17 protein-coding genes and 2 pseudogenes are annotated in these 15,147 nt (G+C 33.4%); 7 read left to right on the top strand and 12 right to left on the bottom strand.

The annotated features are described in order from the left end of the window. Window positions 1-210 precede the first annotated feature (210 nt). From IGI63_RS16505 to IGI63_RS16480, 6 genes and pseudogenes are all read right to left on the bottom strand, one after another. Window positions 211-1,317 (bottom strand): tyrosine-type recombinase/integrase, encoded by a 1,107-nt coding sequence (locus IGI63_RS16505; RefSeq protein WP_429976374.1) that lies wholly within the window; start codon window positions 1,315-1,317, stop codon window positions 211-213. Between the two features lie 660 nt (window positions 1,318-1,977). Beyond that, complete coding sequence (locus IGI63_RS16500; protein ID WP_429976216.1) at window positions 1,978-2,202, bottom strand: hypothetical protein; 225 nt, start codon at window positions 2,200-2,202, stop codon at window positions 1,978-1,980. Continuing rightward, entirely contained in the window at window positions 2,196-2,483 is a 288-nt protein-coding gene (locus IGI63_RS16495) for a hypothetical protein (RefSeq protein ID WP_429976373.1), read from the bottom strand. Before IGI63_RS16495 ends, IGI63_RS16500 begins: the two co-directional genes overlap by 7 nt. Next, window positions 2,473-3,119, bottom strand: a pseudogene (locus IGI63_RS16490) (recombinase family protein). Before IGI63_RS16490 ends, IGI63_RS16495 begins: the two are co-directional and overlap by 11 nt. 124 nt (window positions 3,120-3,243) lie before the next feature. Next, window positions 3,244-3,441, bottom strand: a pseudogene (locus tag IGI63_RS16485) (type II toxin-antitoxin system RelE family toxin); the annotation flags it as partial. A 6-nt stretch (window positions 3,442-3,447) separates the two neighbouring features. Further along, window positions 3,448-4,044, bottom strand: a complete 597-nt coding sequence (locus IGI63_RS16480; RefSeq protein WP_429976372.1) for a GNAT family N-acetyltransferase — start codon at window positions 4,042-4,044, stop codon at window positions 3,448-3,450. A 474-nt stretch (window positions 4,045-4,518) separates the two neighbouring features. Between IGI63_RS16480 and IGI63_RS16475 the strand changes: the two genes are divergently transcribed. Beyond that, the gene (locus tag IGI63_RS16475) at window positions 4,519-4,857 is read left to right on the top strand and encodes a hypothetical protein (RefSeq protein WP_010714259.1); all 339 of its coding nucleotides are present in this window, start codon (window positions 4,519-4,521) and stop codon (window positions 4,855-4,857) included. Window positions 4,858-4,876: 19 nt separating this feature from the next. Here the strand turns inward: IGI63_RS16475 and IGI63_RS16470 are convergent, their stop codons facing one another. From IGI63_RS16470 to IGI63_RS16455, 4 genes are all read right to left on the bottom strand, one after another. Then, complete coding sequence (locus IGI63_RS16470; protein WP_010816301.1) at window positions 4,877-5,251, bottom strand: DUF805 domain-containing protein; 375 nt, start codon at window positions 5,249-5,251, stop codon at window positions 4,877-4,879. Window positions 5,252-5,632: 381 nt separating this feature from the next. After that, window positions 5,633-6,946 carry a hypothetical protein gene (locus IGI63_RS16465; RefSeq protein ID WP_429976392.1) on the bottom strand — a complete coding sequence of 438 codons (1,314 nt, stop codon included), beginning with the start codon at window positions 6,944-6,946 and terminating at the stop codon, window positions 5,633-5,635. Further along, window positions 6,936-7,067, bottom strand: a complete 132-nt coding sequence (locus tag IGI63_RS16460) for a hypothetical protein (protein WP_000159353.1) — start codon at window positions 7,065-7,067, stop codon at window positions 6,936-6,938. The genes IGI63_RS16465 and IGI63_RS16460 overlap by 11 nt, the downstream gene beginning before the upstream one ends. A 2-nt stretch (window positions 7,068-7,069) precedes the next feature. Continuing rightward, window positions 7,070-7,921, bottom strand: coding sequence for a DNA/RNA non-specific endonuclease (locus IGI63_RS16455; RefSeq protein ID WP_029888124.1), 852 nt, complete (start codon window positions 7,919-7,921; stop codon window positions 7,070-7,072). 239 nt (window positions 7,922-8,160) lie between these two features. On the opposite strand from IGI63_RS16455, the gene IGI63_RS16450 reads away from it, so the two are divergent. The 6 genes from IGI63_RS16450 to IGI63_RS16425 all read left to right on the top strand — a co-directional run bounded on the left by IGI63_RS16450 (window position 8,161) and on the right by IGI63_RS16425 (window position 13,192). After that, entirely contained in the window at window positions 8,161-9,588 is a 1,428-nt protein-coding gene (locus IGI63_RS16450; RefSeq protein ID WP_429975403.1) for an IS1182 family transposase, read from the top strand. A 401-nt stretch (window positions 9,589-9,989) separates the two neighbouring features. After that, window positions 9,990-10,175, top strand: a complete 186-nt coding sequence (locus IGI63_RS16445) for a hypothetical protein (protein ID WP_429976371.1) — start codon at window positions 9,990-9,992, stop codon at window positions 10,173-10,175. Beyond that, window positions 10,160-10,351: a DpnD/PcfM family protein gene (locus IGI63_RS16440; protein ID WP_002386503.1), complete on the top strand. Its 192-nt coding sequence runs from the start codon at window positions 10,160-10,162 to the stop codon at window positions 10,349-10,351. Before IGI63_RS16445 ends, IGI63_RS16440 begins: the two co-directional genes overlap by 16 nt. 23 nt (window positions 10,352-10,374) lie before the next feature. Beyond that, a complete protein-coding gene (locus IGI63_RS16435; protein WP_002360842.1) occupies window positions 10,375-10,965 on the top strand; it encodes a hypothetical protein in 591 nt (196 codons plus the stop codon). Window positions 10,966-11,069: 104 nt separating this feature from the next. Next, entirely contained in the window at window positions 11,070-11,849 is a 780-nt protein-coding gene (locus IGI63_RS16430) for a Cas9 inhibitor AcrIIA9 family protein (protein WP_010830131.1), read from the top strand. Next, window positions 11,849-13,192, top strand: coding sequence for a PcfJ domain-containing protein (locus tag IGI63_RS16425; protein WP_429976370.1), 1,344 nt, complete (start codon window positions 11,849-11,851; stop codon window positions 13,190-13,192). Before IGI63_RS16430 ends, IGI63_RS16425 begins: the two co-directional genes overlap by 1 nt. A 453-nt stretch (window positions 13,193-13,645) precedes the next feature. Here the strand turns inward: IGI63_RS16425 and IGI63_RS16420 are convergent, their stop codons facing one another. Further along, window positions 13,646-13,966, bottom strand: coding sequence for a PcfH protein (locus IGI63_RS16420; RefSeq protein WP_429976369.1), 321 nt, complete (start codon window positions 13,964-13,966; stop codon window positions 13,646-13,648). A gap of 170 nt (window positions 13,967-14,136) precedes the next feature. Then, the coding region (locus tag IGI63_RS16415; RefSeq protein WP_429976368.1) for a replication initiator protein A at window positions 14,137-15,147 on the bottom strand (1,011 nt) is incomplete at its 5' end.

Here is a 15,147-nt window from a genome sequence, read left to right as displayed (position 1 = left end):
TTGATAAATTAGCTTTTTACTGATATGACGGGATATACTGACGGCTATTCTTAATTATTTGTTTGTCTTTATATAACAAAAAGAACTTCTTCAGAAGTTCTTTACTCATTAATTATGAAAAAAGAAATCTCTTTTTTTGCAATCGCTTTCCTTTTTAAAAATAAAAAAATCCCTGTCAATTACTTCCTTTTTTATTTTTGAAAAGGGTTTCTAAGAAACTGCCCGCTCCATACAACGAATTGCAAAAATTCTTTGTTCTAGTAAAGAATCTGAGTAAATATCTAGTGTCATTTGCGTCGAAGAATGACCTAGAAGCGCACTAACAGAAGAAATATCTGCACCATTTTCTAAACATCGTGTTGCAAATGTATGACGAAGCTGATGGAAATGAATATTTACTAAGCCTGCTTTTTTACAGATTCGCTGAAAGTGATAGGATAATAAACGCGGTTCATAAGGCTTATTGTTAACAGAAAAAACGTACGTTGACTGTTTATTTTTTGCATGTTCCTTTAATAATAGAATCAATTTTCTTGATAATGGTACTACTCTTTGAGCAGCCTGACTTTTAGCAGGAGCCTCAGTTAAAATTGTCTTATTTTCATTAGGGAGTGGTAAACGCTGATAAGTATTTTCAACAATTAAAAGTTGACGATCAAATTGTATATTATTCCATTTCAACGCGGAAATCTCTCCAATTCTAAGCCCCGTATGCATAGCAACTATGACTGCTAAAGAACTAGGGGTTGCAATGGTTTCAATAGTATTCTCTAACCTTTTTTGCTCATGTAAAGATAATGCATGCACTTTTTTTCTCTTTACTTTGGGTAAGACAACATTTGAACAAGGATTTTTTTCAATTAATTCCTTTTTATACGCAACTCTTAATGTCTCACTTAAAAGTGTTATCATTATTTTAATACTTGCTGGGGAGAGAGATTGCTTTTCCAATTGACTGACTAATTGCTGTACTTTTGTAGCTGAAATTTCGTGTAAAGGTAGGTCCCCTAAAGAAGGTAATAAATACTTTTTTAGTTTATAACTGTAGCTAGAAAAAGTAGAGTCTTTGACTATTCCTTGAATGTTCAGTAGCCATTCTCTACACCATACTTTATAAGACAATGAGCCAACCCTTTTATAATGGTTCATCCTAGCGACCTTTTTCCGCAAAGGAATTAAATGATTTCTCACTTCACTTAATGTTCTACCGTAAATGTACCCATAATGCAATCGTCCATTGGGACGTCGACCAATTGGATAACGGCCCTCCCAGCGACCATCTTTTCGTTTATAAATATTTTCTCCAGTTCGTGGCATAAAATAACTTCATCCTTTCTACTTGTTGACGGCTTAATTTGACGGGTAAAAGAAACTAAAATACTATTAGATATCTTAATTTTAACTTTTTGAGCTATCTCTATTAAGTATACTCGAGAGATTTACGAATAAATAGTAATAATGATAGTTGTTCTTGTGTTTATATTCTAATAGTATTATAATGTTAATGTGAAATATTGTAGTATATTTTCAATAATTAATATATTCCCATGTTTAAAATGATTCTAAATGTATAAAAACTTCTTGTTTTATATTCTTACAAGAAAAAAGACAGAAAATAATTCGGGTTTGTTACAAGTTTAAAATTTATTTCTAAAATCTTATATTTTTATCAAAATAAAAAAACAGGAATGCTTATTTACCAGCATTCCTGTTTTTTTAATTCTTGTTTTTCGAGTAGGTTTTTACAAATTTTTGGTACTTACAACTGAACCATAATTTCCTTTCCAGGAGTAAAGCCAAAAATCAACATAGGCATCACCCCATTTCTTTTGGGTTTAGCCAATCGCCATAAACTTTCTACTTGCTTATTATACCATATACAATACGTTGAACTCTACCAACGTTCATACGCAATAAATTCCTCATACACGTTTTTAAATTATTGTAAGCACTCAATTAAAGATTTCCTTTATTTTTTCAATCGTTTTTAACTACTTCATTTGTTTTTTCATCAATTGCGACATAGTTTCCTTGATACAATTTGTATTCTTTTTTGCAGCCTTCACATTTAAATTGATTATGCTTTCTTAGTTCTCTTTTAGCTAATTGCCCGCAATCACAATCAACAAAAGTAACAATATTACTTTTGTTCCATGTGCTGATTTCGATCCCCCAATGATCATATGTTTTTCGAACTACCATTTGTTATCCTCCTGATAAGTATATTCATAAATCATTTCCTTGAATTCTTGTTTTGTTTTAGGATTCGTTCGTATGACTTCTTCAGCTAATTCTAGAAATACATTTTCAACCCTTTCAGTCATACTTTCAAAAATAATAAATGGGTTCTCTTCTTTCTTTACTCGATTTTTATATCTTTGGAAGTTTGCTGAATAGAGTCTCCCGTTTGACATCTTTTCTATTCCGTACCCTGAAACCAAAGGGTTTTCCAACAGCTGAATAATTTTTTCTCTATTTTCCATAATAACTACTCCTTGTCTTTTTTTCACTAAGTAACTGTTCTTCCTTTGCTTGTTTTTTTATTCGTTTGAGAGTAGATAAAGAAATATCTGTTTTCTTTTCCACTTCTCGCATGCTGTTTGTTTCCATTAACTCTAGTGCATGTTTATATTTATCGTTCAGAACCCTTTTAGGGCGTCCTTCTCGATAGTTCTTATTATTTGCTCTATGCCATTGTTTTCCTTCTTGGGTTCGCGTCACGATTAAATCTCGTTCAAATTGCGCAAAGCTTCCCAACATGTTCATCATCAATGTTTGCATAGAGTCCTTCTTATCAGGTTCAAACGTTAAGTGATCATCTAAAAAAGAAATAGTCACACCTTCATGATTTAATGTAGAAATAATTGAATTTAAATCAACGATACTTCTGGCCAATCGATCAATTTTTGTCACCAAAACTTTATCGCCAGCTTTTACAATTGAAAGCAGCTCTTCTAATTCTTTTCTTCCTTCTTTTTAGTCCCTGTGTATTTTTCACTGAAGATTTTTTCTGCTCCAGCTTCTTCCAATTTTCGAATTTGGGTTTTGTAATCTTGATTGCTGGTACTGACTCGTGAATACCCATAAATGGCCAATTTTCCCTCACCTTTTCTGAACATAAGTTTTTGACACTTGATAATTCCAAGTATAGCACGAAAAAACAAGTAGGTCAAAAACTTAAAAGTTTCTGACCTTTATTTTCATACTTTTTTTTATTTTCGAATATCTATCACTAACAATAAATTATCTTCTATATACGGTACTCTTATGACTTATTAAAAATATTTGTATCACAATTTCGGAATCACAAATATTAACTAGTATACGATAGTTTCCAATTCTATAACGCCATTTATCGCTTCTATTTCCTGTCAAGCCTTTTCCATGTTAGCGCGGATCATCAGTTCGTTCTAAATTTTTTCTAATCCATGCAACTATTATAGGTTATTAAATCCATCGGAAATCTCTTTTATCGTTGTAGTAATATACCAAATCATCTGAATACTCATCATAACGTTGTTGAAATCCAAAATTTTTATAAAATTGAACTAATTCATCTTGAGTTAGCGAATTTTCATAACTTATTGGAGAAGCGCATGCTGTAAGATATAGTCCTGAAATACCTTTTTCTTTTCCCCAAATAATTGTTCTGTTTAGCAAATAAGTTGCTAGTCCTTTCTTTCTATACGCATGATCTACACCTAGCCCTTCAATTTTAGTAAAATTGTCAACAGTCAGGCCTAATTTAATTCTGGCTATACATTTAGCACAATCATTTTTGTATTGTAAGGAAGAACCTAAATCTAACATCCATCTTTCAACGGGCTTTTTAAGTTTAAACACCATAATAATCCCATTAAGTAAATCCAACTCGTCCACTATAATATGATTTCCATTATCTAAAATTTCAGGAGAGGGTAGTGGATATTTTTCACTTCTGGTGTTATTTACCTTATGTCGCTCTTTCCAACATTTAAATTGATTAAGTTCATACTCATATTGATTACATAACCTTTGTAACTTTTCTATTTTTCTTTTTTTCAAAAAAACATAAGCTCATTCGCCTTCCTTTACTTAATCCACTTGCTAAAATATTACCATAACCTTGTTCCTACTAATCACTTGTTCTTCATCGTTGATTCATTAAGGTAAGTTTATCAATAAATGTATTTTTCAACAACCGTGAATATCTTATGATCTTAAAAATTGAGAAACTTTATTACCGTAAAAATACTCACCGTTTCAAAATTTTATTTCCCAACTCTGTTGCCCCTTTACAAATTCAATATATTCACAACCAAAACAAGAACCAACAGGATATACTCTGTTGGTACTTTAAAAAAATATTTCGTTAGACAACTAACAAAATATATCTACCAGCTTGCCTCATACTCACTAAGTCATTCTAATACTAAGTTGTGTCTATTACTTTTTAATCCAAATTTATGTTATCTGTTGACAACGTTTTCATACCATGGTACTTTTTATGTGATATTAAACACAAAAGGAGGAGTCCGTTTGAAAGTTTTAAAAAGAAATGTTTTCAAAGCTATTAGTGCTCTGCTTCTAAGTACAGTTGTTGTATCTGGTGTCAATATCCCTTTTTCTAGTGTCGTAGGAGTAAACTCTACTACTGCATATGCACAAAGTGACGATGGTTATTGGGACAACTTTGCAAAAAGTAAGGTCCCTAAACATTTATGGAATAAATATCAACAAGCTAAAGCAAAACAAGGTGCTTGTATTATGAAAGGAATTTGGTCTGCAGTAGCATTTCATAAACTTTCATGGTCAGCTGCGATTCAAGCTGCTTACAATGCAAGTTCTTGTCATTCATTTAATAGACAATACTCTTAATAAATAAAACAGATAGCAATCAAGAAACTTGACTGCTATCTGTTTTATTGTCTTTTCCCTTTTTAAATAAACAAATCCCTGTTGTGATAATACCAACTAACGGTAACAGACTTAGTAAAGCTACAAATTTCGACCACCCAATATCAACAAACCTTCTTGCTTGGAACAGAAAACCTATAATAATCATTATAAAGAACACGATCCTAAGAAAATTATAAAAATCAAATGGACCATTTATCACGAAATATTTTAAATAATTGTTTTCAATCAGAGACTTTTTGTATACAAACATTGAAAAAGTTTCTATCCCTAATCCAAACACAAACAGTATACACTGATAATACCAATATTTTCTTCTTGATAATCCCTTGTTTAAATCAAAAATATTTTCCAAATCTATATCCCCCCAAACCTACTAATGCTACTTTATGTATTTATTTACAATACCATTGTAATTGGCAAATACATAAAATAGCAAATAATATCCTAAAACAGCTATGATTTTTTCCTTACAAAGTATACATTTCTGATTTAATTTATCCTATTTTAGTAAAGTAATTATCTATTAAACAATATATAAGACTGTCTCTTGGGGGGAGACAGTCTCTAAGGTTATAACTTATTTTAGCCTTTCATTTCTAACAAATAATCATTCATAGAACTGAACGATCAATTCATTCAGTGTAAGATAATAGTTAAATCTGAAGTGACTTGTAATTTTTCTACAGTATGCACACTAGCCTTTCAACAACTGTCGAAAGTTTAGCAAAATATTTTACAATATTTTTGTATACACCATTATTAATAATAGAGCCAATACCAAAAAATATCCACATAACACTTTAAAGGTTCTACTTTGGTTATTTTCAGGTAGCTGACTTATTAAATAGACACCTGACATCATTATAAGAACATAAGTGAAATAGTATGTCCTTGATCCAGATACCCATATGGTAGGAGAGAACCCCATCATAATGCGACTTCCTACACCCAAAATAAGAAGAAAGGTAACTGCCAAAAATTCTAAGGGATTATTACTTGCCCTAAAAATACCTATTACATAAAGAAAAACCAACCCAGTAAGAAGAACTACTAGTGACATATATGTTTTTCCTGAAGCTATATCATAAGTTTGATCAATAATCGTATTAAATCTTGTACAAATCAAATACGTCAATAGCGGTATTCCACTAATCATCTTTTTGACTAATGTCCCATTTTTTACTAGTCCAGCAGTAAGAATTAGCAATACAAAAGCTAACATCAATGGAGACCACTCAAAAAATAAAGCTTTCAAAGTTGACGAATACCCTATTTGTAACTTATCAAAAATACTGTAGTTAGAAAAATTAGGTAACCATTGTTTCGTTTCTTGGACGTTTCTTGCCGCATTCCCCTTACATGTTAAAATAAACACAAAGCTAGCGATTACAATAGCAATATGAGGTAAAGTTATCAAGATATTCATTTTAGATAAATACAGAATACCTGCCAAAACTAATAAAGAAACTAACATAATAACTACCATTTGTTCTTGGTTTGTAGCATAAATCAAGAAAACCAACGATAAAATAAAGGATAGCCAATTTACACTTTTTCCTCTTATATAGTTCATAATAGGCCAAATACTTAACAACGCTGCTGCCATGACCCAAACATAATTTGTTGTTGTTGCTATCCATCCTGCATTATTTATCATCGAAGCAGGAATTAATAATGACATGCCAGTACCTATAATTAATCCTCTTCGACTATTATCTGAGTTAAACAGTAGTGCAGGGACAATTGCCACTATAGACATTGCTATAGCATTTAAAACTCTCCACAAAAATACGTGTTGTACCGCTTGTGTTAGAGCTATTTCAATCACTAATCGAGACGTCCATTCATTGTACCTAAACTTCAAAAATTCATAATAGTTACTTTGAAAATCATGTGTAAACTGCTTTAAGAAAAACGCATCGTCCCCAAATTCCATTTGTTTAATACCAAAATTGTAAATTAACATTACCACAAAAACAAAACTACTGAGAATTAAAATATCTCTCTTTTCCACTTTATTTGTCACTATGTCACTCCTATCCTCCATTTTTTTCAAGAACATGCGCTTTATAAATACTATCGATACTAGACATTGGAAGCTTTTCTAATTCTTCATACGTAAAGTCACTATTACGTACAATCAATATTATTTTTTCTTCTTTGGTCATTGCTACTCCCTCACTTTCATTGTTCTATCGATTTGGCTTGTACCCTCTTCATAATTGAACACGACGTTTGGCTGCACATTATATTCATAAACATTGAAATTCAGTGTACCCGCACTGTCAATCGCTTGTAACCAATACCCTCGAGGCATTAATTCCTTTCCACGAAAAACTGTCATGATCTGATAAATGACTTTGTTCCCCTTAAGCTTTTGTGCATCTCTGACTAGTTTCTCATAGTGCATCTGCACTTTTTGATTGGAAAAAGCAGTTTGTGTTGCCAGGTTTTTGGGATTGTCTTGGCTTCCATTTTCACCTATCTTAAAGTTTCCGTCAATATCAAAGTTAAAGCTGGACGTATAGGCAAGTAAATGTCCGCGATTCACAATCTGATCTCCATCGATCTGTTTTTGGTGCCAACCAGTCGGTTGCCAGACTTGCCGTTCTCGTCCTTCAGAACGTCCTAAATTCTTCCTATCAAGGTAGGCAGTCACAAATGTTGTCCGGTTTAAGGAATCTAAGTCTCCATAAATCACTTTGTTTTCTTTCCACGTGGCAATATCTAAACTAGATTGTCCGTTATTGACCTCTATAACGGCTTTTCCGCCACTTTGAAAGTCTAGGTTAGCTAATTGATTATATTGGTGCTGATCATAGCCAGGAACAATTTTATTTGTTTCACTTACATGGTTATTATATTGAGATTGTTTTTCGGTTGTACCAGTGAATAATGTTTCTTGATTTTGGACCAGTAAATCAGTAAGGGTGTGTCTATTTTCTATGCCGAAACTTAACAACACTAATGGAATCAGGCACTGTATCAAATGTTTCACTTGTTTTTGTTTCCGTTGTTTCATTGAAAAATCTCCTTCCAATTTTTATAGATTTTTTAATCTTATTAGTGTTTATTTCTATCTCGCTCCAACCGCCACCGCCGCTCGAAAGAAATGCCTTGCTAAAGCAAGGCAAAACAAAAGAAAGAACTAGCCGCTTTGCGTCTAGTTCTCAGACTGTAGACAAACTTCCAAATTTTGAGTGTTGTTTGCAGTTTTTTTGTTTTATACTGATTGTATAAACTATTTTGGGAGTGATTCTAATGATGAGAAAACAATCGATTGAAGGTAGAAATCAATTTGCTATGTTAACAATTGATGATCTTGTACCAAAAGATCATTTGGTACGAAAGATTGATGCTGCGATTCAGTTTGATTTTATTTATCCCATTGTAGAATCCACGTATTCGACCTATGGTCGTCCCAGTATTGATCCAGTGATCTTAATTAAATTAGTATTTATCCAATATTTATTTGGTATCCGTTCGATGAGACAGACAATTAAAGATGTTGAAACAAATGTTGCTTATCGTTGGTTTTTAGGATATTCATTCGAGGATCCTATCCCACATTTCTCTACTTTTGGTAAAAACTATGTTCGAAGATTTAGAGAAACAACTTTATTTGAGGATATTTTCTCTCATATTTTAGAACAAGCTGTCAAAGCTGGCTTCGTTACGGAAGACAACCTTTATATTGATTCTACTCATATCAAAGCAAATGCCAATAAACATAAGTTCACAAAAGAAATGACCTACGGTCAAGCTAAAGCTTATCAAGATGAATTAGAAGATGAAATAAATAAAGAACGTATTGCTGTAGGAAAACGTCCTTTTACATGGGACACAGAAAGTGAGTTGAGTCTTCAAAAAATTAGTCATTCAGATCCAGAAAGTGGCTACTATGTTAAAGGAGAACGAGAAAAACAATTTGCTTATTCTGCGCATACTTCCTGCGAAGATAACGGTTTTATCTTATCTACACTAATCACACCAGGAAATGTGCATGACAGCCAAGTCGCAATCGATCTGGTTAAACAGTCGAAAAGAGCTTTTCCAAATATAAAGCGTGTTGTCGCTGATGCAGGATATAAGACGCCTAAATTTGTTCATTTTCTGTCACACTTGAAACTCTACCCGATTCTTCCATATACTGCACCTCATGGAGTAAAAGGAATGTTTCGTAAAAAAGACTTTGTTTATGATGCCTATTTTGACTGTTATTTATGCCCTAATAATCAACCGTTGTTATTTTCAACTATCACTCGTGATGGCTATCGAACCTATAAATCAAATCCAAAATTTTGTAGGAGTTGTCCATTACTTGAAACCTGTACTTCGAGTGCAAACTATCAAAAAATTGTAACTCGGCATATTTGGGCTGATCTTATGGATGAACTTGAACACCAACGCCATACGGCGTTAAATAAAGAAATTTACAAAAAGAGAAAACAAACCATTGAACGAATATTTGCAGATGCAAAAGAAAAGCATGGTATGCGCTGGACGAAATATCGAGGTCTTGAAAAAGTCGCTGCGCACACGATGCTTACGTTTGCTGCTATGAATTTAAAAAAACTAGCCACATGGCTATGGAAAATAAAAAAGCCTATGGCTTTTTATTTCAAATTTATACAAAAACTAACAAAAAGGAGTTGGCAATTAAGCCACTCCTTTTTGTCTACAGTCTGAGAACTAGCCGCTTTGCGTCTAGTTCTTTTAAGTGCATTAAAATTTCGCCTCTTTGGCTCATGCTTTTACGGACGTGTGTCCTCTCAATCGTTTTATGACCGCTCATTGTCGTATGTCCCGGTCAGTCGCTGTTTGTTACAGTATCATAGCCAGTCGAAAAGACAAGGGTATATGAACTCACTCCGTTCGCCCTTGTCTTTTCTTGGTGTCTATGATTCTTTCTCGGCACAGCAACCGACCGAAACATACTGGCGAAAATGAACAATCAAATCTAAAAACGAAAGGAGGATAGTGTCCCACGTCCTAGCATGAGCCAAAGAAGCGAACAGCTTCCCTCCCTCACGCCAGACAAAAATGGTTGCTCGAAAACAAAAATCAAAACCAGAAAGGAAGTAGTAAAAATGAACGACCCACAGCTAAAAAATCAGCTAGAGCAGGCACGTAAAGAATATCAGAAGTTAAATAAAGCCATTCTTGAAAATGATACGCCTACATTGTTACTAAACTATGGTTGTCTGAAAAATGCCAATAATCGTTTGAATCAGTTAGCATTCTTTTTAAATCACATTAAATGGAAGGACGTATAAATATGTCAGAAAAAAAGAAAAAATACTGTGTGACAATTGTTGAAACCTTAGAGGTAGCTGTTTCTGTATTTGCTGAAAGCGAAGAACAGGCACATGAATTGGTTTCTAACATGTATTACGACCAAGAAATTATCTTGACAGAAGATAATCACGAAGCAACAGAGTTTATCATTTAAAACAACGAAAGAGGAGAGCTTTTATGGGAACACGAACAGCAATTTTTAAAGAACAAGCAGACGGAACGTATCAAGGCATATATTGTCACTGGGACGGTTATATAGAGGGCGTAGGCGCTGTTTTATATGAACATTACCAAGACCCTGAAAAAATTCAAAAAGTTATCAATCAGAAAAAAGGCCTGTCCTGTTTAGGAGTGAAAGAAAACGTACTTTACGAATACGACAATGTCGGCTGTCGGGAACTAACTTGTTGTGGTTGGCACGAGTTTTGTCTATATGTTCGACCAGAAACAGAAATGTATCTTGCACAATCATTAGAAGAAATAAGAGAACAACAATACTTAACGCTAACTGACCTTGACCGAATTGACGGTTGGACGGAACTCGTTGAAGGGAAAGTAACCTTTACACCTTATCGTGGCTCTGATAACAACGGCTATTTATATGCACAACGTCAGTCTGGAGAGTGGCTAGTAAGCACCATGAATTGCAATGGAGATATGAAAGATTTTGAACCATTATCAAAGTATTTCCACGAAAAAAAGACAAAAAAAGAAACCTTTTGCGGCGAACAAAAGATTTCTAAAGAATTGGTAGTTATACCTGAATAAATTTGTAATTCAAGTATAACGTAACTCAAGACCTTTGACAAGTGAATTTGCCCCAACCTCTTATCAATAAGAGGTTGGGCTAACAAAAGAAACGAGGGAACGTTATGGACTTTCAAAATATACAAACCGTAAAAGAATTGATACACGCACTTAAACAATACAATCAAAATCTAGCAACCACTATTTTTGACGACACACAAGGCTACATCAGTGTAGCTTTCAGAAAAGAAAGTATTGAAAGAAACGGAAAAACCTTCCAGTTTTTATGTTTCTATCCTAATTATGAAGTAGCTCTTTATCCAGTCGTGACGTTGCTTTCTTATCTTGAAAAGCTACCAGAACAAGCCACCATTGCGATTAAAAACCCAGACGGCAACTATTCTTCCCTTTATCTAACAATTGACGAAACAATAGACCAAGGGAATAAATACAAGTGGCTAGTAATTAGTGACAAACTTTCTTATGAACGCTTTTTCCTAACAAGTACATTGACTGCACAAGAACAAGCACTCGAAAAAATGCTAAAAGAACTAGAAACCGAGCATGACGATACAGTCGAATATATCCATAATTGGCTATGCAAACAAAATGATGAATCCCTTTTTCAAGGTATTCTAAAGGAAGATAGAACCATAAAAGGCTCTGTCACTTATTGCATGGGAAAAGCCCAAGAACAAGCCGAAAAACGACCAAATGCTATGGTAATGGTCACAGACGAGGTGGCATTTGATTGGATAAAGGAATATTTCATACTTGAAAAACTACCCGAAATGAAAGCCATCGGCAAGGTAGTGACGACTGCCAAAAAGAAATCGAACAAAAAAGAAGAGCCTAAACCTCAAAGAAAAGAGGTGGACGAACAAATTAAATTGTTCGAGTTGTAATGAGTATTGATAAAAAAATACAAAAACCATTAACCCCACCGAAAGCCTTTTTTGATTGGTGTACGTCACAAATACCTACGTATCAATGGAAAAATAAAAAGGAGACAATTCTTGCGAGTTCTCGCAAGAATTGTCCGATTATCAAAAAGCGATTAACAAAGGCCTCAAGGCTCTCTTATCCTACAAAATTTTATTCATTCGGTATTATCCTTATCAGTAAAAAACGAATAGAAATTCAAACGTATAGCTATTGGCACACGATAAAGGACGGTAAAGAAACGCTTATTTATGAACAGTCAAACTTTGAGCGTTTTTCAAACGATACCCACCTCAAAGCCCATTACAACCATGGCGACTGGTATGAGGGCTTGTTGTCAAATTATGGTTTTATGAGTAGTGCTTATACAAATACAGTATTCTATCCAAATAACTGGCAAGAAAAACTAACCACTGTATCGGAATTAAAGTACTTACAGTTACCTGAAATAGAGCGCCATGAACTGGCACATATTTATAAATACCGAAACGAAATTGAGTTTTTACAAAAGATAGGCGCAACAACTCTTGCGAATGAAATCATTTTTGACGACTATCGCAACGTTTTTGGACTGTATTTTCATAAAGCAGATATGAGAGTAATTACTAAGAAATGGCTAAAAGCGAATAAGCAAAAATTAAAAACAAGCAATCCAACCTTTCATGAATTCATGTTAGAAAAAACGTTAAAAGAACGAAATGCGCCTATGATAAACGAAATAGAAAAGTACGTACATTATTCGCAAATCAAGCAATTACCGAAAGAGGTGAATTTAACCAAGTTTCAAAAATGGTTTATGCGAAAAGGGGAACGTTTTGACTACTATATGGACTATTTACACATGTTAGAAGAGTTGAACACCCCACTTAATAACGATAGTGTATTGTATCCTGAAAACTTACAAGTGGCTCACGATAACGCTATGAACACGCTAAACCTTTTGAAAAGTGAGATTGAAGAAAAGCAGTATCAAGAACGGAAAAACCAAATTAAAGCGTTAGAAGCTGAAATTGACGACTTGCTTTTTCTCACACCACATTCATTACAAGAAATCATTCAAGAAGGAAGTATTCTACGCCATTGTGTGGGCAGTCAACATTATATCGAACGACATACACAAGGAAAAACAACGATTGTTTTTATCCGAAGAAAAGAAAAGCCAGATATGCCTTACTTCACATTAGAATATCGAAATCAACAGGTTATACAAATACAAGGAAAATGTAACCGTCAGAAAGTACCAGAAAAGATAAAACAAGCAGTCAGACAATGGCAAGATAATTTACAGCACGCCTTATCATCATAATATAAGACAAACCTGATACTCGCTTTTAGCGAGTATCTTCTTGATTAGAAATCAAAAAAAGAAAGGCTTCCGCCTTTCTTCTTGTAGAGAATGTGTTATAATAAACATGTAAAGAGGACGTACTAGTAATACGCCCTCATGATAGCACCGTTTAAGACGGTGACCGATAGTTAAATATTTTTACAAAAAATAACCAAACTCGGCTAAAGTTGACGGTTATTTTTTGTTGTTTTTATCACTAATTTTTAGAATTAATGTCGCAAAAGTAATCGCAAACATTAACGCTTCAAAAATAGTCAAAGCTAGTCCTTTCTAGGAGTATAGCCAAAAATCAACATAGGCAATCACCCCTTTTTCAGAGATTAGCCACCGTCATAAACCTTTACTATCTCGTATATTATACCATAAAACGCCTTGGCTTTTTTAAGTTAAGGCGTTTTAGCATAGGATCAATTATTCAGCCCACAGTTTGCTAGGAACCTTTCTTAACCAATCAGAAAAATCTAAAAACCAGCCTCCTAATTCTTCATTCAAGGCAGCTAGATAATGAAAAAGCAGAACAAGTAATCCAAATAAAAGCCAACCAACCCAACTTGCCCATTCGATTCTAAGTTCTTCTGTTGCTAAGATCACAATTGGTATTATTAAAAAAAGAAAAGCCAAAACTCGAGCAATAATCAATAATAAAGTGGTGGTAAATCCACTAGTAAGCAATGTTAAAATTCCAATATATCGGAAAAGTAAATGCAGAATAAAAAAAGGTAAAAATAGCATTACAGACAAATAACCTCTTTAACAAGTTTAACACTATTCTCTGAAATGTGACTTGTCCCGACAAGATAATACGTTTTATTAGACACAACTATTTTTTCTACGTTTTTATTTTCAGATTCAAAAGACATATAATTTCCTCCATAAATTTAAATTCATACTAAACAGCTACTTTATTGAGTTTCAACCCAGTTATGAGTGATTACTCCTGGTGCGTTATAATTACTTTTTTGGTTCAATTTACTTTTTTTCTCTATTGCACATTCAACAAATAAATTGTAAAAAGACTTGTAAAATAAGCCTTTAGGACTTTTAACAGTAGAATCCGTCTTGATTTTATGCATCACTCGTCGCAAGCATTTGTCTATTTCTTCTTGATAATCTTCACCAATTAGAACGAGATTGTATTCTTTTTCTACTTTAGTTTTAGCACGAATAATTGTTCCAACCATTTCATGGGCTTCTTGAATAGTATTAGAGAAGGCAGCAATAAATTTTAAGCTATCTTTGCTAAGAAATGTATGCTCTTGAACTTCTGAAAATTGATCAAGCAATAATTGTTGTTGCAATCGTTCTTTTTCAGTATCTATTGTATCTATTGTATCTGTATTTAGATTATTAAATACTGTACTGATTTTCATACCCTCTGATTTATCAACGTTTTGACAGGGTATGATTTTCATACCCTCTTGATTACCAAGGGATTCAGCGTTTGTTTTCTCTTGGGGGGTGGGTATGATTTTCATACCCTCTGATTTATCAACGTTTTCCTGCATAGTATCATCGAATGATTGCAATTGATAAATATCGTTTTCTGTTACTTCAAGTTCCGCTAGATAAAGTCTATTAGGATTGTTCTTACCTAGTGTTTTATTAAAACCCATTTGTTTTTGATAAAGTAATCCGTATTCTTCTAATTGTGATTTTATAGCTAAGACTTTCTGTTTACCGCAATCAAGCACTTCTCCTAATTCACTAATAGTAAATGTAAAATATACATTTCCATTTTCATCTACTTGATTTTTTTGAACAGCAAATTCCAGACGTGCTTTTAAAAGCATGTATGCAATTTTTGTAGAATCTGACATTTTTTTGTACTTATCGCTAGCAATAAGTACTTTTGGGAATTGATAGAATAATTCATTGTAAATACGGTTTACATTAAAAAATTTGAAGTTGTTCAT

Origin of the sequence: Enterococcus sp. DIV0086, from assembly GCF_050498705.1 — a bacterium.
Lineage (GTDB): Bacteria > Bacillota > Bacilli > Lactobacillales > Enterococcaceae > Enterococcus > Enterococcus faecalis.
Note: the sequence above shows the minus strand (reverse complement) of the source record. Positions and strands in the feature narration are given on the sequence as shown.

What these genes read in the sequence shown, in the direction of transcription:
- IGI63_RS16465 (WP_429976392.1), bottom strand. Translation starts at nt 6,946, where the DNA reads ATGGAGGATAGGAGTGACATAGTGACAAATAAAGTGGAAAAGAGAGAT.
- IGI63_RS16505 (WP_429976374.1), bottom strand. Translation starts at nt 1,317, where the DNA reads ATGCCACGAACTGGAGAAAATATTTATAAACGAAAAGATGGTCGCTGG.
- IGI63_RS16445 (WP_429976371.1), top strand. Translation starts at nt 9,990, where the DNA reads ATGAACGACCCACAGCTAAAAAATCAGCTAGAGCAGGCACGTAAAGAA.
- IGI63_RS16420 (WP_429976369.1), bottom strand. Translation starts at nt 13,966, where the DNA reads ATGCTATTTTTACCTTTTTTTATTCTGCATTTACTTTTCCGATATATT.
- IGI63_RS16435 (WP_002360842.1), top strand. Translation starts at nt 10,375, where the DNA reads ATGGGAACACGAACAGCAATTTTTAAAGAACAAGCAGACGGAACGTAT.
- IGI63_RS16440 (WP_002386503.1), top strand. Translation starts at nt 10,160, where the DNA reads ATGGAAGGACGTATAAATATGTCAGAAAAAAAGAAAAAATACTGTGTG.
- IGI63_RS16500 (WP_429976216.1), bottom strand. Translation starts at nt 2,202, where the DNA reads ATGGTAGTTCGAAAAACATATGATCATTGGGGGATCGAAATCAGCACA.
- IGI63_RS16455 (WP_029888124.1), bottom strand. Translation starts at nt 7,921, where the DNA reads ATGAAACAACGGAAACAAAAACAAGTGAAACATTTGATACAGTGCCTG.
- IGI63_RS16430 (WP_010830131.1), top strand. Translation starts at nt 11,070, where the DNA reads ATGGACTTTCAAAATATACAAACCGTAAAAGAATTGATACACGCACTT.
- IGI63_RS16460 (WP_000159353.1), bottom strand. Translation starts at nt 7,067, where the DNA reads ATGACCAAAGAAGAAAAAATAATATTGATTGTACGTAATAGTGACTTT.
- IGI63_RS16495 (WP_429976373.1), bottom strand. Translation starts at nt 2,483, where the DNA reads ATGGAAAATAGAGAAAAAATTATTCAGCTGTTGGAAAACCCTTTGGTT.
- IGI63_RS16450 (WP_429975403.1), top strand. Translation starts at nt 8,161, where the DNA reads ATGATGAGAAAACAATCGATTGAAGGTAGAAATCAATTTGCTATGTTA.
- IGI63_RS16425 (WP_429976370.1), top strand. Translation starts at nt 11,849, where the DNA reads ATGAGTATTGATAAAAAAATACAAAAACCATTAACCCCACCGAAAGCC.